At 40.0% G+C, this 23,049-nt stretch carries 19 protein-coding genes and 4 tRNA genes; 14 read left to right on the forward strand and 9 right to left on the reverse strand.

Annotated features, from left to right (window positions below):
• Positions 1–44: 44 nt before the first annotated feature.
• The 8 genes from AC2117_RS01480 to AC2117_RS01515 form a co-directional block, all read right to left on the reverse strand.
• Positions 45–120: transfer RNA gene (locus tag AC2117_RS01480), tRNA-Glu, on the reverse strand.
• A gap of 30 nt (positions 121–150) precedes the next feature.
• Positions 151–226: transfer RNA gene (locus tag AC2117_RS01485), tRNA-Glu, on the reverse strand.
• Between the two features lie 121 nt (positions 227–347).
• The gene (locus AC2117_RS01490) at positions 348–1,247 is read right to left on the reverse strand and encodes a hypothetical protein (RefSeq protein WP_133971469.1); all 900 of its coding nucleotides are present in this window, start codon (positions 1,245–1,247) and stop codon (positions 348–350) included.
• A gap of 119 nt (positions 1,248–1,366) precedes the next feature.
• Positions 1,367–2,788 (reverse strand): amino acid permease, encoded by a 1,422-nt coding sequence (locus AC2117_RS01495; protein WP_133971471.1) that lies wholly within the window; start codon positions 2,786–2,788, stop codon positions 1,367–1,369.
• A gap of 128 nt (positions 2,789–2,916) precedes the next feature.
• Positions 2,917–2,992: transfer RNA gene (locus AC2117_RS01500), tRNA-Glu, on the reverse strand.
• Between the two features lie 25 nt (positions 2,993–3,017).
• A tRNA-Ala gene (locus AC2117_RS01505) sits at positions 3,018–3,093 on the reverse strand.
• Between the two features lie 57 nt (positions 3,094–3,150).
• Complete coding sequence (gene gltX, locus AC2117_RS01510; RefSeq protein WP_127493634.1) at positions 3,151–4,659, reverse strand: glutamate--tRNA ligase; 1,509 nt, start codon at positions 4,657–4,659, stop codon at positions 3,151–3,153.
• Positions 4,660–4,774: 115 nt separating this feature from the next.
• Complete coding sequence (locus AC2117_RS01515) at positions 4,775–5,074, reverse strand: DUF4179 domain-containing protein (protein ID WP_133971473.1); 300 nt, start codon at positions 5,072–5,074, stop codon at positions 4,775–4,777.
• A 399-nt stretch (positions 5,075–5,473) separates the two neighbouring features.
• On the opposite strand from AC2117_RS01515, the gene AC2117_RS01520 reads away from it, so the two are divergent.
• The 9 genes from AC2117_RS01520 (at position 5,474) to AC2117_RS01560 (ending at position 15,056) form a co-directional block, all read left to right on the forward strand.
• On the forward strand, positions 5,474–6,475 hold the full coding sequence (locus tag AC2117_RS01520) for a sulfate ABC transporter substrate-binding protein (RefSeq protein ID WP_227549222.1): 1,002 nt from the start codon (positions 5,474–5,476) through the stop codon (positions 6,473–6,475).
• Positions 6,476–6,706: 231 nt separating this feature from the next.
• Positions 6,707–7,630: a 16S rRNA (cytosine(1402)-N(4))-methyltransferase RsmH gene (gene rsmH, locus AC2117_RS01525; protein ID WP_133971475.1), complete on the forward strand. Its 924-nt coding sequence runs from the start codon at positions 6,707–6,709 to the stop codon at positions 7,628–7,630.
• A complete protein-coding gene (gene ftsL / locus AC2117_RS01530) occupies positions 7,630–7,962 on the forward strand; it encodes a cell division protein FtsL (RefSeq protein ID WP_004789835.1) in 333 nt (110 codons plus the stop codon). Before rsmH ends, ftsL begins: the two co-directional genes overlap by 1 nt.
• Before the next feature lie 11 nt (positions 7,963–7,973).
• The gene (ftsI, locus tag AC2117_RS01535; RefSeq protein ID WP_133971477.1) at positions 7,974–9,806 is read left to right on the forward strand and encodes a penicillin-binding protein PBP3; all 1,833 of its coding nucleotides are present in this window, start codon (positions 7,974–7,976) and stop codon (positions 9,804–9,806) included.
• A gap of 3 nt (positions 9,807–9,809) precedes the next feature.
• Entirely contained in the window at positions 9,810–11,309 is a 1,500-nt protein-coding gene (locus AC2117_RS01540) for a UDP-N-acetylmuramoyl-L-alanyl-D-glutamate--2,6-diaminopimelate ligase (RefSeq protein WP_133971479.1), read from the forward strand.
• An 8-nt stretch (positions 11,310–11,317) separates the two neighbouring features.
• The gene (locus AC2117_RS01545; RefSeq protein ID WP_133971481.1) at positions 11,318–12,718 is read left to right on the forward strand and encodes a UDP-N-acetylmuramoyl-tripeptide--D-alanyl-D-alanine ligase; all 1,401 of its coding nucleotides are present in this window, start codon (positions 11,318–11,320) and stop codon (positions 12,716–12,718) included.
• Positions 12,719–13,837, forward strand: a complete 1,119-nt coding sequence (mraY, locus tag AC2117_RS01550; protein ID WP_003653822.1) for a phospho-N-acetylmuramoyl-pentapeptide-transferase — start codon at positions 12,719–12,721, stop codon at positions 13,835–13,837.
• 59 nt (positions 13,838–13,896) lie between these two features.
• The gene (locus tag AC2117_RS01555; RefSeq protein ID WP_003653820.1) at positions 13,897–14,229 is read left to right on the forward strand and encodes a hypothetical protein; all 333 of its coding nucleotides are present in this window, start codon (positions 13,897–13,899) and stop codon (positions 14,227–14,229) included.
• A 2-nt stretch (positions 14,230–14,231) separates the two neighbouring features.
• Entirely contained in the window at positions 14,232–15,056 is an 825-nt protein-coding gene (locus AC2117_RS01560; protein ID WP_133971483.1) for a putative RNA methyltransferase, read from the forward strand.
• A gap of 54 nt (positions 15,057–15,110) precedes the next feature.
• On the opposite strand, the gene ponA is transcribed toward AC2117_RS01560, so the two are convergent.
• A complete protein-coding gene (gene ponA, locus AC2117_RS01565) occupies positions 15,111–17,672 on the reverse strand; it encodes a penicillin-binding protein PBP1a (RefSeq protein ID WP_133971485.1) in 2,562 nt (853 codons plus the stop codon).
• A gap of 161 nt (positions 17,673–17,833) precedes the next feature.
• Here ponA and AC2117_RS01570 point away from each other — a divergent pair, with 161 nt between their 5' ends.
• The 5 genes from AC2117_RS01570 (at position 17,834) to pilQ (ending at position 23,045) form a co-directional block, all read left to right on the forward strand.
• The gene (locus tag AC2117_RS01570; RefSeq protein WP_133971487.1) at positions 17,834–18,892 is read left to right on the forward strand and encodes a pilus assembly protein PilM; all 1,059 of its coding nucleotides are present in this window, start codon (positions 17,834–17,836) and stop codon (positions 18,890–18,892) included.
• Positions 18,892–19,533 carry a PilN domain-containing protein gene (locus tag AC2117_RS01575; protein WP_133971489.1) on the forward strand — a complete coding sequence of 214 codons (642 nt, stop codon included), beginning with the start codon at positions 18,892–18,894 and terminating at the stop codon, positions 19,531–19,533. The genes AC2117_RS01570 and AC2117_RS01575 overlap by 1 nt, the downstream gene beginning before the upstream one ends.
• A complete protein-coding gene (locus AC2117_RS01580; protein WP_133971491.1) occupies positions 19,530–20,279 on the forward strand; it encodes a type 4a pilus biogenesis protein PilO in 750 nt (249 codons plus the stop codon). The genes AC2117_RS01575 and AC2117_RS01580 overlap by 4 nt, the downstream gene beginning before the upstream one ends.
• A 10-nt stretch (positions 20,280–20,289) precedes the next feature.
• On the forward strand, positions 20,290–20,817 hold the full coding sequence (locus AC2117_RS01585; protein WP_133971492.1) for a pilus assembly protein PilP: 528 nt from the start codon (positions 20,290–20,292) through the stop codon (positions 20,815–20,817).
• Between the two features lie 62 nt (positions 20,818–20,879).
• Positions 20,880–23,045: a type IV pilus secretin PilQ family protein gene (pilQ, locus tag AC2117_RS01590; protein ID WP_133971494.1), complete on the forward strand. Its 2,166-nt coding sequence runs from the start codon at positions 20,880–20,882 to the stop codon at positions 23,043–23,045.
• The last annotated feature ends 4 nt before the right edge of the window (positions 23,046–23,049 follow it).

Consider the following 23,049-nt stretch of genomic DNA (forward strand, 5'->3'; position numbering starts at 1 on the left):
GCAAGAAAAAAGCCACTGACATTATGCAGTGGCTTTTTAGAATTTGGCGTCCCTACGGGGATTCGAACCCCGGTTACCGCCGTGAAAGGGCGATGTCCTAGGCCTCTAGACGATAGGGACATATGTGAGGCATACATCTGAAAAAATTACTGGCGTCCCTACGGGGATTCGAACCCCGGTTACCGCCGTGAAAGGGCGATGTCCTAGGCCTCTAGACGATAGGGACGTTTCAGAGGTGGGCGTATATTAGGTCGATTTAATAAAACTGTCAAATAGTTTTCTGAAGAAATATTAAAAAAAGCGATCAAGCGATTAAAAATAACCCAAATTGTAGAAAATATATACATTTAGCCATCATTTTTCTGAAAAGGTTCAATAATTGCCTTTATAACAGAGGGGTGTTGTAAATATCCTAAAATCTCATGTGGCTGGTTGGCAAAGGTAAAAATTTTCTGATTAATAATAGGTGGATCAAAGTTAAAAGGAGCTTCACATAATGGAAATGCAGTCAAAAAATCATCTTGAGAGTAGAAATTAAACCATTCACCGTCAATATGGGGTGGTCTGACAATTGGACTCGGGAGCTTACTTTGAATGACGCGAAAAGATAAAGGGGATGCTAAAGTTATAAATCGTTTAACTGAAAATTGATAAGAAGGGTCTGAAAGTAGCCGATAAGCAATGACTGAACCGAGGGAGTGCGCAACGACAATATAATCTTCCTCTTCTCGTATTTTCTTTAAAATTCGTTGATTTACTTCTTGCATAAATTCAGGATTAGATAAGTACATATAAGTTTCAATCAGAAACTGCTGTATCAAACTCTCATGCAATTTTGGAAAGTTGTTTAAAAGAACAACCAATTCTTTAAGTACTCGATCCTTTACTAGCTGAGAGGTGAGATAGAGTCGTTCTGAAAAGCTTTTTTCAGCTTGATCCGCTGATGGCGACAATAAAGGAATAAATGGAGTGTGTTCTTTGGTTGGGGGATTATTCTCATGTAAATGAATAGGTAAATAATTATTTAAAAATGTTTTAGGTAACAAGGTTGTAAGATCTAATTGATTACTTAATTGATATTTATTCATCAAATCGCCATAAAATGGCATATGAATATGAAGATCGCGTACATTAACTTTGCAAGGCATCTGTTTTAGGCCGAGTTTAAACACTCTTAACCAATGCTCTTTTAAGCGATGTGATGTGTAATTCTGTTGATTCATCCCGTGGATAAATATAATTTTCATTCTATACAAGGAATTGTTTTTAATATAAATTTTAATCTACAACGGTAAGTTATATAAAACCAGTGTGTAGACAAAAAAAAGTGTAGCTTTTTGCTACACTTTCATTGAATAAGGGTGGTTTAGACTTTATTGCGGTAAAAAATAAAATAGCTGACATAACATAAAGCTGTAAAAATAAGGCAGCCTACAAAACCAGCACGCATTTCAGGGTCTGCTGCCATACTCAAACACGTAATAAAGCAGAAAATAAAACCTAAAATCGGGACGATAGGGAATAATGGAGCAGCATATTGTAAGTCTTTAACTGTATGGCCAGATTTGTACCATTGGCGACGGAAATTAAATTGACTTAAACAAATGCTCATCCAGACAATAACCATAGTAAATGCTGCAACGCCAAGCAGATTTTTAAAAATAGTCTCTGGGGCAAACTGCTCTGATAACAAGCCTGGAATTGCTCCAAACATTGTTACAACTAGGGCAACAATAGGTGTTCCACTTTTTGAGAGTGTAGCAAATACGCCAGGTAGTAATTTTTGTTCCGACAGTGACCACATCATACGTGAAGCGGCGTAAAGTCCTGAGTTTGCTGCCGAAAGCAGAGCTGTAATAATTACAAACCTAATAATGTCATCCGCATATGGAATGCCAATATAATTAAATACTGTAACGAATGGACTGCTACTAACGCCTTCACTGCCTAAGCCCGCAAGCTGGAAAGGAAGTAAAGCACTAATAACAATAATGGTCCCTACAAAGAAAATAAGAAGACGCCAAATTGCAGCATTAATTGCTTTGGGTACATTTTGAGCGGGATCTTTGGTTTCACCTGCTGCAACACCAATTAATTCAGTGCCTGAGAAAGCAAAGTTAACAATTAGCATGGTGGTAAAAATAGGAATTAAACCATGTGGGAACCAGCCTTGAGCTGTAAGATTGCTAAATAGCGGTGCAGTTTGGCTACCATTAAAAGGAATTAAACCAAAAATCGCTAATAGGCCCAGCACAATAAAAGCAATAACGGTAATCACTTTAATAAGAGCTAGCCAAAATTCAGACTCAGCAAAAATGCGAGTTGAACTAATATTTAAACCAAAAATAGTGATTGCAAAAACAATTGTCCAGATCCACATTGAAATATGTGGGAACCATTCCTGCATGAGTAATGCTGCAGCTGTAAATTCAGTTCCAAGCGTTGCAGTCCATGTCAACCAGTACATCCAAGAAATCATGTAGCCTGTACTAGGACTAATATATTTTTTGGCGTAGGCACCGAAAGAGCCTGAAACAGGCATGTGTACGGCAAGTTCTCCTAGGCAGAGCATGACCATGTAAGCGATCGCGCCACCAAGAATGTAGGCAATAATTGCGCCAATAGCTCCAGTTTGTGAAATGACTTCCCCTGAACCTAAAAATAAACCAGTTCCGATTGCCCCGCCTAGTGATAGCATAACAAGATGGCGAGTACTCATGGCTCTTTTTAAAGGTGCAGTACTGTTCTGATGCTGATGAGCATCTAGTTGATTGTCAGATGGCTGCATATTACACATTGAGAGAATTAAGAAAGACGCTATTTTAGATAAAATAGACAAATGTGCAATCTAGAAAGAGATAAAGAATAAACAGTAAGGTGACGATAGAGTCTTTTAATAATTTTTAAAGCAGAATTTGGCGTCCCTACGGGGATTCGAACCCCGGTTACCGCCGTGAAAGGGCGATGTCCTAGGCCTCTAGACGATAGGGACTTGATGAGGCAAACACAAAGGAGCGTGGTGGAGTCAAGCGGGATCGAACCGCTGACCTCTACAATGCCATTGTAGCGCTCTACCAACTGAGCTATGACCCCAGTTTGTGTGAGCGCAATACTAGGGTGAATGCGCTCACACGTCAACAAAAAAATGAATTAAGCTTCGCTAGTTGCTTCATTTTTCGGCAATTTTAAGCTCTCATTGAGTTTTTCCCAATTTTTAACTTCTTTTTTGCTTGGTCCACCCACAATTTCTAAAGCGCGTCGTAAACGAGCGAAAGTTAAATCAGGTCCAAGAGTGACCATCGACTGCATTACTGGTGTTGAGCTGGTTGAACCCGCAATTGCGATAAAGAATGCTGGCATAAAATCACGTAATTTAATGTCCATCTGGTTCGCAAGGTCCATTAGGGTTTGGCTAACAGTGTCATTATTCCAAGTGAACTGGCCTTCAAGACGCCAAATTGCAAATTGTAAACTTTGGCGAACTTGCTCTTGAGTCAATTTTTTACTTTCAAACATTTCCGCGGTAATTTGTGGCATATGATTAAAATAGAAACCAGCCCAATTTACAGCTTCTGAAAGTAAGTTAATACGTGGTTGAATGGCAGCTGCAATATCTTCTAAAGTGCTTCGATCACTCTTCCATGTGAGTAAACGATCTAACAATTGGCCTGGAGTTAATCCTTTGATCCATTGACCATTAAGCCAATTTAATTTTTCAACATCAAAAATCGGACCGCCGAGTGAAACACGTTGAATATCAAAGTTATCCATCATGTCTTGTAGCGTGAACACTTCTTTTTCGTCCGGCATTGACCAACCCATACGACCTAAATAATTTAACAAGGCTTCTGGTAAAACGCCGATATCACGGTAGTAGTTGATTGATGTCGGGTTCTTACGCTTAGATAATTTTGATTTATCTGGATTACGTAGCAATGGCATATGGCAGAGTGTTGGCATTTCCCAACCAAAATATTGGTAAAGCAACTGATGTTTTGGTGCAGATGGAAGCCATTCTTCACCGCGTAATACATGAGTGATTTCCATTAAATGGTCATCGACAACATTGGCCAAATGATAAGTTGGTAATCCATCATTTTTAAGAAGAACTTGCATGTCGACTTGAGCCCAAGGAATTTCAACTTCCCCGCGTAATAAGTCATTAAATTTACAAATACCTTCTTCAGGTACTTTCATACGGATGACATGAGGTTCACCCGATTCTAAGCGACGTGTCACTTCTTCTTGAGAAAGTTTTAACCCACGACCATCATATTTTGGTGTTTCACCACGTGCTTGTTGTTCAGCACGCATCTGGTCTAGTTCTTCTGCTGTAGCGAAACAATAAAAAGCATGACCTTTTTCAACAAGTTCTAATGCGTATTGCTTATAAATTCCCATACGTTCAGATTGGCGATACGGTGCATGAGGGCCACCCACATCTGGACCTTCCGACCAATTTAGACCTAACCAACGCAATGAATCCAAAATCATTTTTTCAGACTCAGGAGTAGAGCGAAGCTGATCTGTATCTTCAATCCTTAAAATAAATTCTCCGCCATGTTGTTTCGCAAAACACATATTAAATAAGGCGATGTAGGCTGTGCCGACATGAGGAAAACCTGTAGGGGAAGGTGCAATACGAGTACGAACTTTCATAGCTAATGGGTCAAAATAAAAATTGAAACTATTATAACGAAAAAGCCCAGTATTCTGACGTTTTATTTAACATCAGACTGGGCTAAAGCTGAAACGCTGAGGGGTGTTTCAGAATTTAAGATGCATGCGGCTGGAAGATTGCCTGAACAAAACGTGAAAAACGTTCGTGTTGAGCCGCAAGAAAGTTTTGAGTTGGGGTAACCCGAATTGAATTGAGTACTTTAAGCTCATCATTTGTAGAAGGTAACACGATAGGGTTACGTTTTTGCTGATCTAAAGCTTTTTCAATAAGTGAAGTCTGCTTATCTGCCCCAATTTTATTTGGAGTATCTTTAAGTGCCGCTGCTGCAGAAAACTGTGATGCCAAACCCAGCACCAAACTTAAGCTTAACGCTTTTCCATAATGAATTTTCATTATTAATCATCCCCTTTGTTCATTACATTTCATCTATTTTTTGAGTTTAACGAAATGTAAAATTACGGTAATGCTACGATTTAAACATAAATCTTAATAAAAAAGTGGAACTGTGTCACACTTTTTACAAAAATTATCTATATTTTAATCTAGTCGACCCAAATGTAGGCCATATGTATCCTTTGCGCTTCATTATTTAACAAATTAATGTGTAGATAAAGTGAAGGTCCTCATTAAGTTGTAAGAATAATTACAAAAAATTTCAAAAATGAAATAACTTAGACATCCTTATCTATATATTTTAAAGAGATTAATAAAAAATATATTAATATAAGTAATTGATTGTAAATTATAAAATTAAAAATATAGTAAAACTAAAACCAATGATGGATTTTGTAAATGAAAAAAATATTAATAATGGCTGTAGCTGTGTACTTGGGAATGGCGGTAACAGCAGCTCAGGCTGCTACTTCTTTTTTAAACGTTTCTTATGATCCGACCCGAGAATTTTATCAAGAATATAATCAGGCTTTCGGTAAGTTCTGGAAACAGCGCACAGGGCAGGATGTTGATTTTAAACAGTCGCATGGTGGATCTGGTAAACAAGCTCGGGCAGTGGCCACGGGTCTAGAAGCCGATATTGTAACGTTAGCGTTAGCTAATGATATTGATGAGATTGTGAAAGCTGGTTTTATTCAGCCAAATTGGCAAAAAGAATTTCCAAATAATTCTGCGCCTTATACGTCTACTGTTGTGTTCCTAGTGCGGAAAGGTAATCCCAAAAATATACGTGACTGGAATGATTTAACCAAACCGGGCGTCGAGATTATTACACCCAATCCTAAAACAGGGGGAGCTCCTCGTTGGATTTATTTATCGGCATGGGGTTATGCCTTAAAACAACCGGGCGGAAATGATGCCAAAGCTCGTGAGTTAGTTAAAAAACTTTATCACAATGTAAAAGTACTTGATTCAGGAGCACGCGGTTCGCTAACAACATTTGCCGAACGTGGCATTGGTGATGTTTTATTATCATGGGAAAACGAAGCTTTATTGGCGACTAAAGGACCTGATAAAGATAAATATGAAATCGTTTACCCTTCAGTTTCAATTTTGGCAGAGCCATCAGTCGCAATTGTAGATAAAACCGTAGATAAAGATGGCAACCGAACTTTAGCAAAAGGCTATTTGAACTTTTTATATTCACCGTTAGGGCAAGAGTTGGCGGCTAAACATTATTTCCGACCGCGCAATGCGCAAGTGGCAGCAAAATATGCAGCCCAATTTCCAAAAATTAAATTATTTACCATTAATGATGTGTTCGGTGGTTGGGCGAAAGCTCAGAAAACTCACTTTGCTAATGGAGCTGTCTTTGATCAAATTTATGATGGCAAGCAGTAAATAAAATGATCTAAAAACAATATTCCAAAAAGAAAACTTAGAAGTTAAATATTCATAAAGAAAGCCAGCAAACTTAAAAAAGTGAGCTTGCTTTCTTTTTTTGCTTAAAAAGTGCTAACAAAACGGTTTTATCTATGAAAAATTAATATTTTCCTACAAAAAGCCGTTTGGCGTTGCCCATAAACAAGGTGATAATGTGCAGTTACATTTTCACGCTATGATTTAACACCTATGTCGCATATTTCTGTCTTACTTTCCGAGACCATTGAGAGCTTATTGGCAGATCGCACAACTGGGGTGTATATCGATGCAACCTTTGGACGAGGTGGGCATACCCGTTTATTGCTTTCTAAACTTGATGAAAATGCACGAGTATACGCATTTGATAAAGACCCTCAAGCATTGGAAGTCGCTGCTGCTTTGGCACAAGAAGATTCAAGATTTACCATCATTCATGCCAGTTTTGCTGATATCAAAGAGAAGATGCAGGAAATTGGAGTGGTGAGTGTTGATGGAATTATGGCCGACTTAGGGGTGTCATCTCCTCAACTTGATCAGGCAGAGCGTGGTTTTAGTTTCATGCAAGATGGTCCATTGGACATGCGAATGGATAATTCTAAGGGTTTAACTGCGGCTGAGTGGTTGCTTAAAATTGAAGAAGAACAATTAGCAAATATTATTTATCAATATGGTGAAGAGCGTTATAGTCGACGTATTGCTAAAGCCATTAAACTCGCTGGAAAACTAGAAACGACCGCTCAATTGGCGGAAGTTGTTAAAACCGCTCATCCAAAATGGGAAAAACATAAGCATCCAGCGACACGTGCATTTCAGGCCATTCGCATTGCTATTAATAAAGAGCTAGAAGATATTGAAGTGTTTTTGCCGCAAGCTGTAGACTTACTAAAACCGGAAGGACGTTTGGCTGTTATTAGTTTCCATTCTCTTGAAGACCGACTGATCAAGCAGTTTATTCAAAAAGAATCTACGTTAGCAGAAGATTTCGGTTGGGGAATGCCTGAGCAGCGGGTAGATACAAGAAGATTAAAGAAAATTTCACGGGTTCGTGCGAGTGAAGAAGAAGTAAAAGCGAACCCTCGTTCACGTAGTGCATGGCTTCGGGTTGCTGAACGCTTGGAAGAAAAAGGCGCGTAATGAAAAGCAGTGATGAAATCGCAACCACAGAAAACAAAGTGGTTAAAAAAGTTGTGGTGTATACAGTATTGGTGGCGCTTGTTTTTATAAGTGCCATGATGGTGGTATTTCAAGTATTTGAATATCGTCATGATTATAGAGAGCTTAGCTCTTATATGCGTGAACGTGATGATCTCAATGCTGAATGGGGGCGTTTGCTCATTGAGCAACAAACCTTTGGTGCAACGGCACAGATTGGTACGCGTGCTGTAACTCAGCTACGGATGTTTTCTCCACCGGCTGCAGAAACGGTGGTAATTTCTTTACCAATGACCTCAGAGCAAAATAAGTAAGGCCTTGCTGTATGGTAGATAAGCGAACAAAACAAACACGGAAAAAACAGCAGTCTATTTCGGAAAAACCAACTCTTGCCTTTGATATGTGGCGGTTTTATCTGCTCTGGGCAGTAGTACTACTCTGTTTTGTTGTATTAATTGCGCGTGCATTTTATGTACAAATAATTAATAAGGATTTTTTACAAAACAAGGCCAATGCCAATATTTTGCGTACTGAGCGTGTGGAAGCGATGCGTGGCGTGATTAGTGATCGCCATGGCGTACCTTTGGCAATTAGTACACCGATCATGAAAATCGTAATGGATCCACGTGATTATTTCGATACTAAGCATTTATATGACCAAATTACAGCGGAATTAAAGAAAGATCCGAATAATCGTAAATTAAAAAGACAATTACCAGATAAAAACTTGAATCTTGATGAGTTGGCGGATGTGGTTGGTTTAGATCGTGCCGATCTTAAAAAACAGATGAATGCACGACCACGTTCTCGTTATCTTGTTTTGAAAAAAGAGATCCCACCGCAACAGGCAGACCTCATTACGAAGGGTAACTTCCAAGGGGTCTATGCCGAGAAAACCTATAAGCGTTATTACCCTCAGCCGCAGCCAAATGCCCAGATTATTGGTTTAACGAACAGTGAAGGTCAGGGTATCGAAGGCTTAGAAATGCAGCTGAATAAGCAGCTATCGGGTGTTGATGGTGAACAAAAAATTATTCGTGATAAGCGTGGGAACCGTTTAAAAGTTTCAGAGGTTATTCGCGAGGGTGAACCGGGCGAAAACATCACTTTAAGTATTGACTCACGTTTGCAGTACATTATGTATCGTGAATTGACAGCTGCTGGTGTTGCAAATAATGCCCGTTCGGCAACCGCAATTGCTGTAGATGTTAAGACTGGTGAAATTCTGGCAATGACCAGTTGGCCGTCATATAACCCGAATGACAAAAATGGTTTATCTAATAAAGATGCCATGCGTAACCGCGGTGCGATTGATATGTTCGAACCGGGTTCAACCATGAAGCCATTTACGGTTTCTGCTGCATTGGAAACTGGACAATATACGCCAAATACTATTGTAAATACTTCTCCAGGTTCAATGCGTTTAGGTTGGCATACAATTCGTGATACCCACAATTATGGTGCTTTAACTGTAAGTGGCGTAATTATCAAGTCTTCAAACGTGGGTTCTGCAAAAATTGCATTGTCACTTCCAAAAGAAACACTGCCAAGCTTTTTTAATCGTACCGGTTTTGGTAAACGTTCGGCTGTGAAATTTCCAGGGGAAAGCTCAGGTTTAGTGCTTCCGGTAAGCAAATTAAACTCTTCCCAAATTGGAACCATGGCTTATGGTTATGGCCTGAATGCGACTATTCTTCAGTTGGCACAGGGCTATGCAATGCTCGCAAATCATGGCGAGAAAATGCCTTTAAGCCTCCATAAGTTAGATCAGGCACCTAAAGGTGAACAAGTTCTTGCTCCAAAAATTGCTGATCAGGTTTTGCTCATGCTAGAGCAGGTGACTATGCCTGGTGGTACTGCAAAACAAGCTAATATTCCGGGTTATCGTGTTGGTGGTAAAACAGGTACGGCGCATAAACTTCGTGCAGACCGTAAAGGTTATTCAAATAATGAATACCGTGCTTTATTTGCTGGTGTAGCTCCAATTAGTGACCCGCGTTTAGCCGTTATTGTGGTTGTTGAAAACCCACAAGGCCGTTATTACGGTGGTTTGGTGGCTGCTCCTGTTTTTGCACGTATTATGCAAGAGTCATTGCGTTTAATGAATGTGCCGCTTGATAAACCCCTTGATACTTCAGTAAACCCTATTCGCAGGTAAGCCATGTCTGTTTCTTTTCAAGAAATTAATCCAGTCGAGATTGATGCACAGTGGTCTAAGCAGTCTTTCCATGGCTTTAGTTTGGACAGCCGTAAGGTTGAGTCAGGCCAAATCTTTATTGCTTTGACCAGTTATAGTCAACCTGAAAAAACGCGTATATTTGCTGAGTCGGCCCTTGCTAATGGTGCACTTGCTATCATTAGTGAGACTGAATTAGGTGTAGAAAATGAGTGGGTATGTCCTGATGTACGTCAGCGCATGGGTGAATGGCAAGAACGTTATTTGCAACATATAGATCCTGTTACACCAGCACGTATTGTTGCAGTAACAGGCACAAACGGTAAAACGACGATTTCACGTCTAGTTGCTGAATTAATTAGTTCACAACAACAGCACTGTGCTGTGATGGGCACAACAGGTAATGGTATTTTGCCTGACTTAACGCCATCAACGCATACCACACTTGATGCTTTACAGCTACAAAATGCGTTACATGACTATGCTAAACAAGGTGCAACTTTTGCATCTTTGGAAGCAAGCTCACATGGTTTAGAGCAGGGCCGTTTAAATGGTTGTGCTATTGAAATTGCTGTTTATAGCAATTTGAGCCGTGATCATCTGGATTATCATGGCACTTTAGAGGCTTATGCTGAAGCTAAGGCTCTTTTATTCCGTTTTAATTCTTTGAAAGTAGCTGTTATTAATCTGGATGATGAATATGCTGCTCTAATGATCAATGCAGCAAAACAAAATCCTGCTCAGCCAAAGATTCTGACCTATTCGCTTACTCAAAATACAGCAGATTATTATATTAGTGACCTAAGTTACAGTTTGGCAGGGGCGACTTTTAATTTAGTCAGCCAGCAAGGTTCTTTTGCTGTTCAAAGTCCATTATTGGGACATTTTAATGTCGAAAACTTGATTGCAGTACTTATTGCTGCTGAGCAAGCAGGTTTTGATTTAGAAGCATTGGTCGCTTTTGTCCCTCAATTGATTGGTGCGCCGGGACGGATGCAGGTCATTCGTGATGGTGAACGTTTATTTGTTGTGGATTATGCGCATACGCCAGATGCTTTGATTCAGGTACTTAAAACTCTAAAACGTCATGTATCTAATCAACTTTGGGCTGTATTCGGATGTGGTGGGGATCGTGACCGTGGTAAACGTCCATTGATGACTCAAGCCGCTTTAGACGGCGCAAATCCGATTATTTTGACTTCGGATAACCCAAGAACCGAAGATCCTGAACAAATTTTTGCTGATATGAAGCAAGGAATCGATTTTTCAGGACATCGCATGCAGGAAATTCATGATCGCCGTGAAGCAATTAAGTTTGTTGCACAGCAAGCTCAAGCTGGTGATATTGTTGTTATTGCTGGTAAAGGTCATGAAAACTATCAAGAAATTAATGGTGTGCGCCACTGGTTTGATGATGTTGTCGAAGTTCAATCAGCGATTGCTGCGCAACACCATACTGTAGACGCTGCTTACCCTGCACAATAGGACAAATTATGCATACTTCAACCACCAGTACCGTGCCTTTGGAACCGTGGACAGCTCAGCAATTACAACAGGTAACACAGGGCTACTGGCATAAAGACCAGATCCCTCAAACTGAAATTAAACGTATTTTGACGGATTCGCGTCATGCAGAAACTGGGGATGTCTTTTTAGCACTCAAAGGTGAGCGTTTTGATGCGCACGACTTTGTAACTCAGGTTGCAGCGAATGGTTGTCAAATCGCAATTGTTGAACGACCTCTAGAGGTAGATATTGCACAATTGGTTGTTGCCGACACTCGCTTGGCTCTGGGGCAACTTGGAGCTTATCGTCGTGAGCAAAATTCACAATTAAAAGTAATTGCTTTAACGGGTAGTAGCGGTAAAACCACAACTAAAGAAATGTTGGGAAGTATCTTATCGCGCTTAGCTCCGACATTAATCACTCGTGGTAATTTAAATAATGACCTCGGTGTACCCATGATGTTGCTTGAACTCAGAAAAGAACATCAGTTTGCTGTAATGGAACTCGGTGCAAGTCATCAAGGTGAAATTGACTATACTTCTAAGTTGGTTCAGCCGCATGTTGCCGGCATTTTAAATATTGGGACAGCCCATTTGGGTGAATTTGGTGGACGTGAAGGTATTTGCCGCGCTAAATCAGAAATTTATCGTCATATTTTACCAAATGGCGTTGCAATCGTTCCACAACAAGATGATTTTACGGCTGAAATTCATGAGGCTGCAAAAGCACATCGCATTTCTACATTTGGCGTAGGGGGCGATATTTATGCAACAGATATGGAATTATTGCCTCAATCAACAAATTTTACCCTACATACGCCGCAAGGGACGAGTACCGTTAAACTCCCTTTTGCAGGTGAGCATAATGTGCAAAATGCCACTGCGGCTGTAGCCTTTGCTTTGGCGCTTGGTATTGGACTTGAAGATATTGTCCAAGGCTTAGAGCAAGCTCAGGGTGCTAAAGGTCGTCTTAACTTTATTCGAAAATCTTCTTACTTATTTATTGATGATACTTACAATGCCAATCCGAATTCTATGCGTGCTGCTGCACAAGTATTGTTGCAGCAACAAGGCATAAAAGTGATGGTTATGGGTGATATTGGTGAGCTGGGAGATAGCAGCTGGCAAGAACACCACGATTTAGGTCGTGATCTTGCCGAGCTTCCTTTAGATCATATTATTGCAGTTGGGCAGTTTGCTTCAGCCGCTCTCGAGGGTGCAGACTCTCATTCCAATAAAGTGAAAGCATTTCAGACACAAGCTGAGGCGCTTCCATTTCTAATCAATCTAATCCAAACACATCAACCGCAGTCCATGAGTTTCCTGTTTAAAGGTTCTCGCTTTACTCATATGGAAACGTTGATGGCTGATTTGATGGAGAAACTTTAAATGCTGTTATGGTTGTTTGAACAACTTGCGGGCTATCACAGTTCGTTTCAGGTCGTTCGTTATTTAACATTACGTTCTTTACTCAGTGTATTAACTTCACTGACCATTGGTTTGGTTCTCGGGCCGATCATGATTCGTAAATTACAAGCGTTAAAATACGGTCAGGCAGTAAGTTCATTTGCTCCTGAGAATCATGCTAAAAAGATGGGTACACCAACGATGGGTGGGATTTTAATTCTGCTTTCAATTGGTATTAGTACTTTACTCTGGGCTGATTTATCTAACCCTTATGTCTGGATTGTGCTTGGTGTAATGGTCGTGTTCGGTGCTGTAGGTTGGGCAGACGACTGGATTAAAATTCGCTATAAAGACAATGCAGGTTTACCTGCACGTAAGAAGTTTTTCTGGACTTCTGTTGCATCCCTTGGTGCTGGTATTGCGTTATATTTAATTGCAACTCAACAGTCCAATGCAGAACATACTGCAAATATGCTGGATTTATTGATTCCTTTCTTTAAGAATCTTTCAATTCCACTCTCAATTGTTCCTTTAGGCTTGGCATTTATTGTATTTACCTATCTGGTGATTAATGGTGCTTCTAACGCAGTTAACTTAACTGATGGTTTAGATGGCTTGGCGATCATGCCTGTTGTAATGGTGGCTACGGGCTTAGGTGTATTTGCTTACTTGTCTGGTGACATTCGCTTTGCTAACTATTTACATATTCCATATGTGAAATATACCTCTGAGCTTGTTGTGATCTGCTCTGCCATGATTGGCGCAGGTTTAGCATTTCTTTGGTATAATGCACACCCTGCTCAAATCTTTATGGGTGATGTTGGCGCTTTAGCTTTAGGCGCGATGCTTGGAACAATTGCTGTCATGGTACGCCAAGAAATCGTATTTGCGATTATGGGTGGTGTGTTTGTAATGGAAGCAGTATCTGTTTTCTTGCAAATTGGTTCGCTGCGGATGCGTAATAAACGCGTATTCTTAATGGCACCGCTGCATCATCACTATGAAAAGCAGGGCTGGAAAGAAACCCAAGTTGTGATTCGTTTTTGGATTATTACAATTATATTAGTAGTTTTAGGTCTAATGACTTTAAAATTGCGATAGATCTTATTTTAGTGTCAATATAAAGCCAGTTCTACTGGCTTTTTTTATTGGAGAGATGAATGACAAAAGTTGCTGGTCTAGACCAATTATCTGTAATTAATCAAAAAGTGGTTGGTGAGGGTGAGGTGTTACCTCAGGTCGTACTTAAAGATGGAAGTCAGGTACAAACAGGAACTGTCGCTACAATGTTGCATAATATTGAATTATATAATGCAGGGCAAAGAGGACAGATTGAAGAGGAATTAAAGATCGCAATTCCAACTTTAGTCAAGGTTGGTCTGTTTGATTTATTTCAGGTGGACGAATGGATTAACGGAACAAATGCGGGGCGTACATTTGTGGGAATGCAGGCAAAGACTTATTTACAGCAAAAAGAACAAGAGAATAATTAAAAGTGACTAAGCAAATTTTAATGTGTCCTGTGTGTCGTCAGTCTCTGGATTTAAATGAAAAAACTTGGCGATGTGAGCTGGGGCATAGTTATGATGTGGCTAAACAAGGTTATGTCAATTTACATGTTGTGCAACATAAACATAGTAAAAACCCAGGAGACACGCCAGAGTCAGTCGATGCGAGACGAGCTTTTTTACAAGGTGGTTATTACCAACCCTTACAACATGCTGTAGTCGCTTTATTAAAAAAACTCGATGTAAAAACTGTACTTGATATTGGGTGTGGTGAAGGCTATTACACAAGTGCCATGCAGCAAGTGGTTGAGCAATGTGTTGGTGTTGATATTGCAAAAAATGCGGTGCAGCGTGCAGCAAAGCTCAATGCTGAAGTGACTTGGGTCGTTGGAACTGGTGCGACTTTACCTGTGCTTGATCAAAGCATGGATGCATGTACCAGTTTGTTTAGCCCAATTCCACAAGCAGAAATTGCGCGTGTTTTAAAAGATGATGGCTATTTAATTGTTGTCACGCCTGCCTCTGAACATTTATATGCAATGCGTGAAGCTTTATTTGAACAAGTTAATCCTCACACGCCAGAAAAGTTTGTGGAGCAGTTGCAAGATTTGTTTGAGCTCAAACAAGAGCACATTATTGATGCCCCTTTTGTGCTTGATCAGCAGGCCTTAAAAAATCTAATTGCTATGACGCCTTATGCTTATAAAGCTTCTCCCGAACGTCGTTTGCAGTTAGAGCAGCAGTCGCAATTAGAATTAATGGCTTCTTTTCAAATTTATGTCTTTCAGAAGCGTAATAAAGAAGCTAGCTAAAAGACTATTTTTGAAGCGCAAAAAAAAGCCATCTAACGATGGCTTTTTTATTATTTATTCAATCTGATTAATCAGATTTTCTAGTTCATCTTTTTCTCGCTTAGGCGCGGGTTCCTGCGAAGGTTTCATAGCAGGAGGCGCAGCTTTTGACGGAATAACAATTTCTTCACCAGGTAAATCGGCAAAGTCATTATTATTGTTGAGCTTCGGTTGCGGTGGTGCTGGACGATATAGCGGACGAGCCAATGGAGGAGCTGCGCGATAGGTTTTCTTATCGCTAACTTCTACTACCGCTTGATTTTTGTCACGTGAAATAGGTGCTTGAGCATCTTTGTCGAGGCGAACCCAAGCTGATGGTGTACCTTGCAAAGCTTGACCCATAAAGTTAATCCAGATCGGTAATGCAGCAATACCACCATACTCACGACGACCTAGTGTCGTCGGTTGGTCAAAGCCGACCCATGTTACAGTAACTAACTTCCCGTTGAAGCCAGCAAACCATGCATCTTTTGCATCGTTGGTTGTACCTGTTTTGCCGCCTAAGTCATTACGACCAATTTTAAGCGCGGCACGGCCTGTACCGTGTTCAATAACGTCTCGTAAAATGTTGGCCATATCGTAAGCAGAACTTGATTTTAAAATACGCTGTGCCTGACGATATTCACTGTTCACTTTATCAGTCTGTTTAAGATTAAGTTGCTTAGCAGCCTTTTCTTTCTGCTCTACATCTTTGTTTGTAACTTCAATCACTTCATCATCTGTTGTCGTAACTTTCTGCTCGTCATCAGTTGTTTCAGGTGCGTTAATACATGGAATACATGCATATTCTGGCTTAGCTTCATAAATCACTTTACCGTATGCATCTTCAATACGTTGAATAAAGTGCGGTTGAATGCGATAGCCGCCATTGGCAAAAGTCGAATATCCAGTTGCCATTTGAATTGGCAAGACTTGAGGAGTACCTAAGGCAATGGTGTAGTTACGTGGAATTTGATCTTCTTGTAAACCAAAATCCATAAATAACTGGCGAGTACGTTCAATCCCGACTGTCTGTAATAGACGTACAGATACGGTATTACGAGATAAATACAAAGCACGGCGTAATGGAATCATCCCTAAATAACGACCGTCTGAGTTTCTTGGTGTCCACTTCCCAATCGTGATAGGACTATCATTAACCATACTGTACGGCGTCATACCGCGTTCTAGTGCTAATGCATAGACAAAAGGTTTAATTGTTGAACCTGGTTGGCGCCAGCCTTGCAAAGCACGGTTAAATTTAGATTGATAGAAATTATAACCACCTACAATTGCTTCAATTGAGCCGTCGTTAGGATTGATTGCAATGAGTTGCCCTTGAACTTTTGGAACCTGAACTAAAGACCAAGCGGTTTTTGCTTCATTTGGACGTAAGCGAACAATATCTTTAACTTGAACAATTTGAGATGCACGGGAAGGAGCACCACCTACACTATTTGCATTGCGATAGGGACGGGCCCATGACATACCGGACCACTGTACAGTAACTGTTGTGCCATCTTGCATTAATGCTTCAAAAGAGCTGCTATTTACCTTGGTGACTTGTGCAGGGTAGGTGTTGGCATATGCTCTAAATTCACTTAATGGTTTATCGTGTGCTTCCGCGCCACGCCAGCCATGACGACGGTCATAAGCTTCAAGACCATCTTGCACAGATTTCTCTGCAATTGCTTGACGTTTAGCATTGATGGTTGTATAGACTTTATAGCCCGAATCAATGGCTTGTTCGCCAAAATGTTTTACGAGCTCTGAACGAACCATTTCACCTGCATATGGATGAATATTATTTAAATCCCGATTGGGCATGTTGAGGTTGATCGGTTCAGCTACAGCTTTTTGATATTCTGCTTGAGAGATATAACCCAGCTGTAACATACGACCTAAAATCCAGTTACGTCTTTCAAGTGCACGCTCAGGATTAACCACAGGGTTGTATTTAGAAGGCGCTTTTGGCAGACCTGCGATCATTGCCATTTGAGCAATGCTTAGCTCATTAATACTTTTGTTATAATAAATCTTGGCTGCTGCTGCGATACCATAGGAATTTTTTCCTAGGAAGATTTTATTCACATAGAGACTGAGAATTTCTTCTTTTGATAAATTTTGCTCAATTTTTCGAGCTAAAAAGATCTCGGTGATTTTACGTTTTAAAGTTCTTTCTGGGCTCAAATAATAGTTCTTTGCAACCTGCATGGTAATGGTTGAGCCACCAGTTTGCACATCAGAACCCGTCACACTTTCACTTAAAGCACGCCCTAAACCCTTAAAACTGATCCCGCTATGTTCAAAGAAAGATGAGTCTTCTGCTGCTAAAAATGCATGAATAAAAGCAGGAGGGATTTGTTTGTATTCAACTGGAATAGAAAGCTTACCACCATACTCAGCAATCAGTTGATTATCTGATGTGTAGACCTGTAGTGGTTTTAAAAGCGGAGCTTTTTTTAGTGAACTCATTTCTGGGAGCGATGGGGCAATATAGAGATACATGCCATAAAAGCCCATCGGAAGTGAGACTAAGATAATAATAATGATCAAAAAAATTGGACGCACGAAGCCCAAACTGGATAGCTTTTTCATGATAAGTAAGCTTTAATAAGATCGAATACAAACTAATTATGGTCAGTATAGCCTTTAGACATGCGGATTGTTAGATGAGATATTGTATCCGTGTAAAAATAAAGACCTAGATTATTGGTTTGTAATTTTTTTTGGGGATAAAAAAATAATAGGACAATAGTGTGCTCAGGTTATATCGTAAACCGAATAAGGGGTTAATAGGTGTCGATATTAGTTCGACTTCTGTTAAGTTGTTAGAGCTCTCTGTTAAGAACGGTAAATATTGGGTGGAAAGCTATGCTTTGATGCCTTTACCCGAGAACAGTGTAGTTGAAAAAAATATCTTGAATCCAGAAGCGGTTGCGGAAGCTTTGGAACGGGCGATGAATTTAGCAAATCCCCAAACCAGTAACGCTGCAATAGCTGTTCCAACATCGACGGTTATTCATAAAACCATCGAAATGGATGCAGATATGAATGATGATGAACGAGAAGTTCAGATTCGATTAGATGCGGAGCAATATATACCGTTCCCTTTGGATGAAGTGAGCCTTGATTTTGAGGTTTTACCAGACCGACTGCCTAATCCAAACCGCGTGAATGTACTTTTAGTTGCAACAAGAACAGAAAATGTTGAAACACGAGTAGAAGTACTGGAACTGGTGGACTTAACGCCTAAGCTTGCTGATGTAGAAAGTTATGCTGTTGAACGCGCTTTTAGTGTATTTGCTGATAGCTTACCAATGGGTGCAAATACCATTGGTATTTTAGATATCGGTCATACCATGACGACATTATCGGTTATGCAAAATGGCAAAATCATTTATACCCGTGAACAAGTCTTTGGTGGCAAACAGCTTACTTTGGAAATTCAAAGCCGTTATGGTTTGTCTTTAGAAGAAGCGGGACGAGCTAAAAAAGAGCGCTCTTTACCAGATGATTATGATATCGAAGTCTTAGAGCCATTTTTGGATGCTGTAGTGCAGCAAGCAGCCAGATCTCTACAATTTTTCTTCTCTTCATCACAATTCAATGAAATTGACCATATTTTACTCGCTGGTGGGAATGCCAATATTCCTGGGCTTGCTAAATTGTTGCAGCAAAAACTTGGTTACCGTGTAACCATTGCCAATCCGTTTTTACAAATGGGTTTTTCTCCTCAAGTCGACGTTCAAAAAATGGAAAATGATGCTTCATCATTAATGGTGGCATGTGGCTTGGCTTTAAGGAGTTTTGATTAATGGCAACAATTAATTTACTCCCTTGGCGTGATGGGCTTAGGGAGCAACGTAAAAAACAATTTATTATTTTATGTTTTGGGGTCGTTGTTTTGGGGATCGCCACTGTATTTTCTGGGTGGTTTTATTTGAATCAAAAATTAAATGATCAAGAACAAGCGAATCAGCTCATTACCAGTACAAACCAGACTTTAGATCAACAGCTTAAAACCTTAAATGGTCTGCAAGAACAGCGTGATGCCATTATCGAGCGTATGAAACTTATTCAAGGATTGCAAAGCCAGCGTCCTGTTGTCGTGCGTTTGGTAGATGAATTGGTGCGCGTAACTCCTCCAGCGATGTATTTGACTAAATTTAGCCGAACTGGAGATAAATTTACTATTGAAGGTAAAGCTGAAAGTCCAAATACGGTTGCGGAGTTATTACGTAATCTCGAAGCATCATCATGGTATCGCAACGCTTTTATGAACTCTTTCTTGGCGACTGAAGAGAAAAAAGATAAGACTGCGAGTTCGCTGCTTCCTAGAGTGGAAGATAGCTATGGTAGTTTTGTTGTGACTGTTGATTTGGGCGAAGCGGGGGTGACCACAACAGATGATACCGCCAATACGTCTGTAAGTACGGATAAGGGGGCGGTTAAATGAGTCCGGATGAACTTCATGAGTTGTCGTTAGAGCAGGCGCCATCTAAGAAAAAAAAGATCACTTTAGAAAAATTTCTTCAGCAATTTAATACACTAGATATGAACAGTTATGGTAGCTGGCCATTATCTGTGAAAATTACTTGCTGGGTTTTTATTTTCTTTGCTGTGTTGGCTTTGGGATACTTTGTTGTTATTCAGCCAAAGCTACAAGCAATTGATAATGCACAGGCACAAGAAAGTAATTTGTTGAATGAGTTTCGAGAAAAAGATTCAAAATTACGTAACTTGCAGCAATATCAGCTTCAACTTCAAGATATGCAAGCAAACTTTAATCAGCAGTTAGAGCAATTGCCAAAAGAAACTGAAATTCCAAGCTTAGTTGAAGATATTAACTTAACTGGGGTGAATTCTGGCCTGAAGTTTAAAAATATCCGTTTAGAAGATGAAGTGAAGCAAGAAATCTTTATTGAACAGCCTATTACGATGGAAGCAACCGGCGATTATCACGCTTTTGGTGCTTTTGTCAGTAGTATTGCGGCACTACCACGTATTGTGACCATGCATGATTTTGTTGTAGAAGCTGCACCTGACAAAGATAGTAAGTCAGATATTCCTGTACTTAATTATTCTATTAAAGCAAAAACTTATCGCTATATGGGCGCCGTAGAAAATGCTGAACATCTGGAAAACAACGCTTCAGCTTCAGTAGCACCTGTTTCCTCTACTGCTAATACACAGTCGAAATAGGAACATTACAATGAAACTTAAGCAAATTTCTTTTTCTATTTTGGCGTGTTTAGTTTTAGTCGGATGTGACTCAAGAATCGACGCTGTAAATCAGCAAATGGCAAATATACGTAATCAGCCACCACAGCCGATAGATCCAGCACCTGTTTTCACACCTGTACCACAGTTTAATTATGCGGCCCATCAGTTAAAGAGCCCATTTTTACCAAGCTCACTGGCTGCTGAACTCAAAATTATGGCAGGAAAACGAGTCTATCCGAATTTCTCACGTGCACCCCAGCCTCTAGAAAGTTATGCATTAGAGTCCTTAAACATGAAAGGAAGCATCCGTAACAACCGTGGGCAAGTGCTGGCTCTTATCCAATCACCTGATCAGCAAATTGAGCGAGTACAGGTGGGGAACTATATCGGGATGAATCAAGGGCGTATTACCCATATTGGTCCAACTCAGATTGATCTGGTGGAAATTGTCCCTGATGGGCGCGAAGGCTATGTGGAACGACCAAGAACCTTAGTGTTAATTGGGCCCACACCCTAAGATTTAGGGAATAACAAAGAAAAAGTATTTTTAAAGATTATTTAATTGGGGATGGTCAGACAATGAATCACGTATTCCGTCAGTTTTCTATGGGGGCTGTAGCCATTGCACTTATGCAGGTTGCCTCTGCACAGGTCAGCATGACCAATATTGTACCGACACAAATTGCAGGTCAGGGTACAGAAATTAGAGTTATGTTTAATGGTTTGCCACCGCAACCACAGGCATACCAACTTGAAAATCCTTCACGTTTGATTTTGGATTTTAATAAAGCTCAGCAGACTTTAACACAGTCAAAAGTGGCGATTGGTACAAATGAAGCGAGTTCGGTTGATGTAAGTTCTGACGATCAGCGCTCACGTTTAACTGTAAATTTAAAAGAGGCAGGTGCGTTTACAACACGTATTGAAGGCAATACTTTTATTTTAAAGATTAATTCAGCTCAAGCAGTTATTAAACCTTTACCAACAAGTACGGTTCAACCTCAGGGTGTTTCAAATATTGGTTTTCAGCGTGGTGGTCAAGGTGAAGGGCTAATTGTTATCGATTTATTGGGAAGTAATACTCCTGTTGATGTTCAACAACAAGGCAGCAAAGTTGTAGTCAGAACGTTAGGCTCTAAAATACCGACGCATTTAGCTCGTCGCTTAAACGTAAATGACTTTGCAACCCCTGTTTCTACAATTGAATCTTATAACGAAAAGGGCAATGGTGTTATTACAATTCAATCTACTGGTAGCTATGAATATATGGCTTATCAGGCGGAGAATAAACTCACCATTAGCTTAAAGCGACCTCAGGATAAAAATGTAACTTCTTTATATAAGACGCCTAATTATTCTGGGAATAAGCTTTCTCTTGATTTCCAAGATATTGAAGTTCGTCGAGTTCTACAGTTACTTGCCGATTTTACGGGCATTAATATGGTGGCTGCCGATAGTGTTCAGGGTAATATTACTTTGCGCTTGAAAGATGTTCCATGGGATCAGGCACTTGATATTATTTTAAAGACCAAAAATCTTGATAAACGCAGAAATGGTAATGTCATTTGGATTGCTCCTGTTACAGAGTTAATTAAGGCCGAAGAAGAAGAAGCAAAAGCTGTCGCGCAGAGTGTCAAACTGGCTCCATTGCAAACTGAGTATATTCAACTTAAATATGCACAAGCTCAGGATATTATGGGGTTAATTACTCAAGGCTCAAATAATAGTAATGGTTTACAACGGACTTCTGGTGGTGGAACATCAACTTCTACTAACTTAAATACGGGTGTTGATAGTTTAGGAAATAACGTAGGAAGTTTACTGAGTCCACGTGGAACGATTACTCAAGATGATCGTACCAATACCTTAATTATTAATGATACGGCCCAATCGATTGATCAAATTCGTAAAATGATTGATTTACTGGATGTACAAGTTAAGCAGGTCATGGTTGAGGCACGCATTGTAAGAGCATCTACATCGTTTACCAAAGAACTTGGTGTTAAATGGGGGATATTGTCGCAAGGGATTACAAATAATAATAATTTGCTGGTGGGCGGTAGTGAAACAACCCTGTGGAATTTGCGAGAGCCTAAAAAAGATGAGACTACAGGCGGCTATAAGTATACGATTGAACGCCCAGATAACTTAAATGTTGATTTAGGGGTAACTAATCCGGCTGGAAGTATCGCCTTTGGTTTGATTAGTATGTCTGATTTTATGCTTGATCTTGAACTTTCCGCATTACAAGCCGATGGCTATGGTGAGGTTATTTCTACACCTAAAGTGATGACAGCAGATAAACAACCCGCGAAAGTTGCGACAGGTCAACAGGTCCCTTATCAAACCACGACTAATTCTGCTGCGGGTGCTACAGCAAGTACATCATTTAAAGATGCGCTGTTAAGTTTAAACGTGACACCAAGTATTACACCTGACGGTAAGATCCAAATGAAATTAGATATTTCAAAAGATTCCGTTGCTGGTGCAGCTCCTAATGGTGAGTTAATTTTAAATAAAAATCAGATTAACACTAATGTATTGGTTAATAACGGTGAGACGGTCATTTTAGGAGGGGTATTTGAGCAGACCACATCTAACTCTCAAACTAAGGTTCCTTTCTTCGGTGATATTCCTGTACTTGGGCATTTATTCAGAAAAGATGTGAAATCTGATGATAAACAAGAGTTACTGATTTTCGTTACGCCACGAATTGTTAATGACACTTTGGTGAGAAATCATTAATATA

Origin of the sequence: Acinetobacter calcoaceticus (assembly GCF_900520355.1) — a bacterium.
Classification (GTDB): domain Bacteria; phylum Pseudomonadota; class Gammaproteobacteria; order Pseudomonadales; family Moraxellaceae; genus Acinetobacter; species Acinetobacter calcoaceticus_C.

What these genes read in the sequence shown, in the direction of transcription:
- AC2117_RS01490 (WP_133971469.1), bottom strand. Translation starts at nt 1,247, where the DNA reads ATGAAAATTATATTTATCCACGGGATGAATCAACAGAATTACACATCA.
- AC2117_RS01495 (WP_133971471.1), bottom strand. Translation starts at nt 2,788, where the DNA reads ATGCAGCCATCTGACAATCAACTAGATGCTCATCAGCATCAGAACAGT.
- gltX (WP_127493634.1), bottom strand. Translation starts at nt 4,659, where the DNA reads ATGAAAGTTCGTACTCGTATTGCACCTTCCCCTACAGGTTTTCCTCAT.
- AC2117_RS01515 (WP_133971473.1), bottom strand. Translation starts at nt 5,074, where the DNA reads ATGAAAATTCATTATGGAAAAGCGTTAAGCTTAAGTTTGGTGCTGGGT.
- AC2117_RS01520 (WP_227549222.1), top strand. Translation starts at nt 5,474, where the DNA reads ATGAAAAAAATATTAATAATGGCTGTAGCTGTGTACTTGGGAATGGCG.
- rsmH (WP_133971475.1), top strand. Translation starts at nt 6,707, where the DNA reads ATGTCGCATATTTCTGTCTTACTTTCCGAGACCATTGAGAGCTTATTG.
- ftsL (WP_004789835.1), top strand. Translation starts at nt 7,630, where the DNA reads ATGAAAAGCAGTGATGAAATCGCAACCACAGAAAACAAAGTGGTTAAA.
- ftsI (WP_133971477.1), top strand. Translation starts at nt 7,974, where the DNA reads ATGGTAGATAAGCGAACAAAACAAACACGGAAAAAACAGCAGTCTATT.
- AC2117_RS01540 (WP_133971479.1), top strand. Translation starts at nt 9,810, where the DNA reads ATGTCTGTTTCTTTTCAAGAAATTAATCCAGTCGAGATTGATGCACAG.
- AC2117_RS01545 (WP_133971481.1), top strand. Translation starts at nt 11,318, where the DNA reads ATGCATACTTCAACCACCAGTACCGTGCCTTTGGAACCGTGGACAGCT.
- mraY (WP_003653822.1), top strand. Translation starts at nt 12,719, where the DNA reads ATGCTGTTATGGTTGTTTGAACAACTTGCGGGCTATCACAGTTCGTTT.
- AC2117_RS01555 (WP_003653820.1), top strand. Translation starts at nt 13,897, where the DNA reads ATGACAAAAGTTGCTGGTCTAGACCAATTATCTGTAATTAATCAAAAA.
- ponA (WP_133971485.1), bottom strand. Translation starts at nt 17,672, where the DNA reads ATGAAAAAGCTATCCAGTTTGGGCTTCGTGCGTCCAATTTTTTTGATC.
- AC2117_RS01575 (WP_133971489.1), top strand. Translation starts at nt 18,892, where the DNA reads ATGGCAACAATTAATTTACTCCCTTGGCGTGATGGGCTTAGGGAGCAA.
- AC2117_RS01580 (WP_133971491.1), top strand. Translation starts at nt 19,530, where the DNA reads ATGAGTCCGGATGAACTTCATGAGTTGTCGTTAGAGCAGGCGCCATCT.
- AC2117_RS01585 (WP_133971492.1), top strand. Translation starts at nt 20,290, where the DNA reads ATGAAACTTAAGCAAATTTCTTTTTCTATTTTGGCGTGTTTAGTTTTA.
- pilQ (WP_133971494.1), top strand. Translation starts at nt 20,880, where the DNA reads ATGAATCACGTATTCCGTCAGTTTTCTATGGGGGCTGTAGCCATTGCA.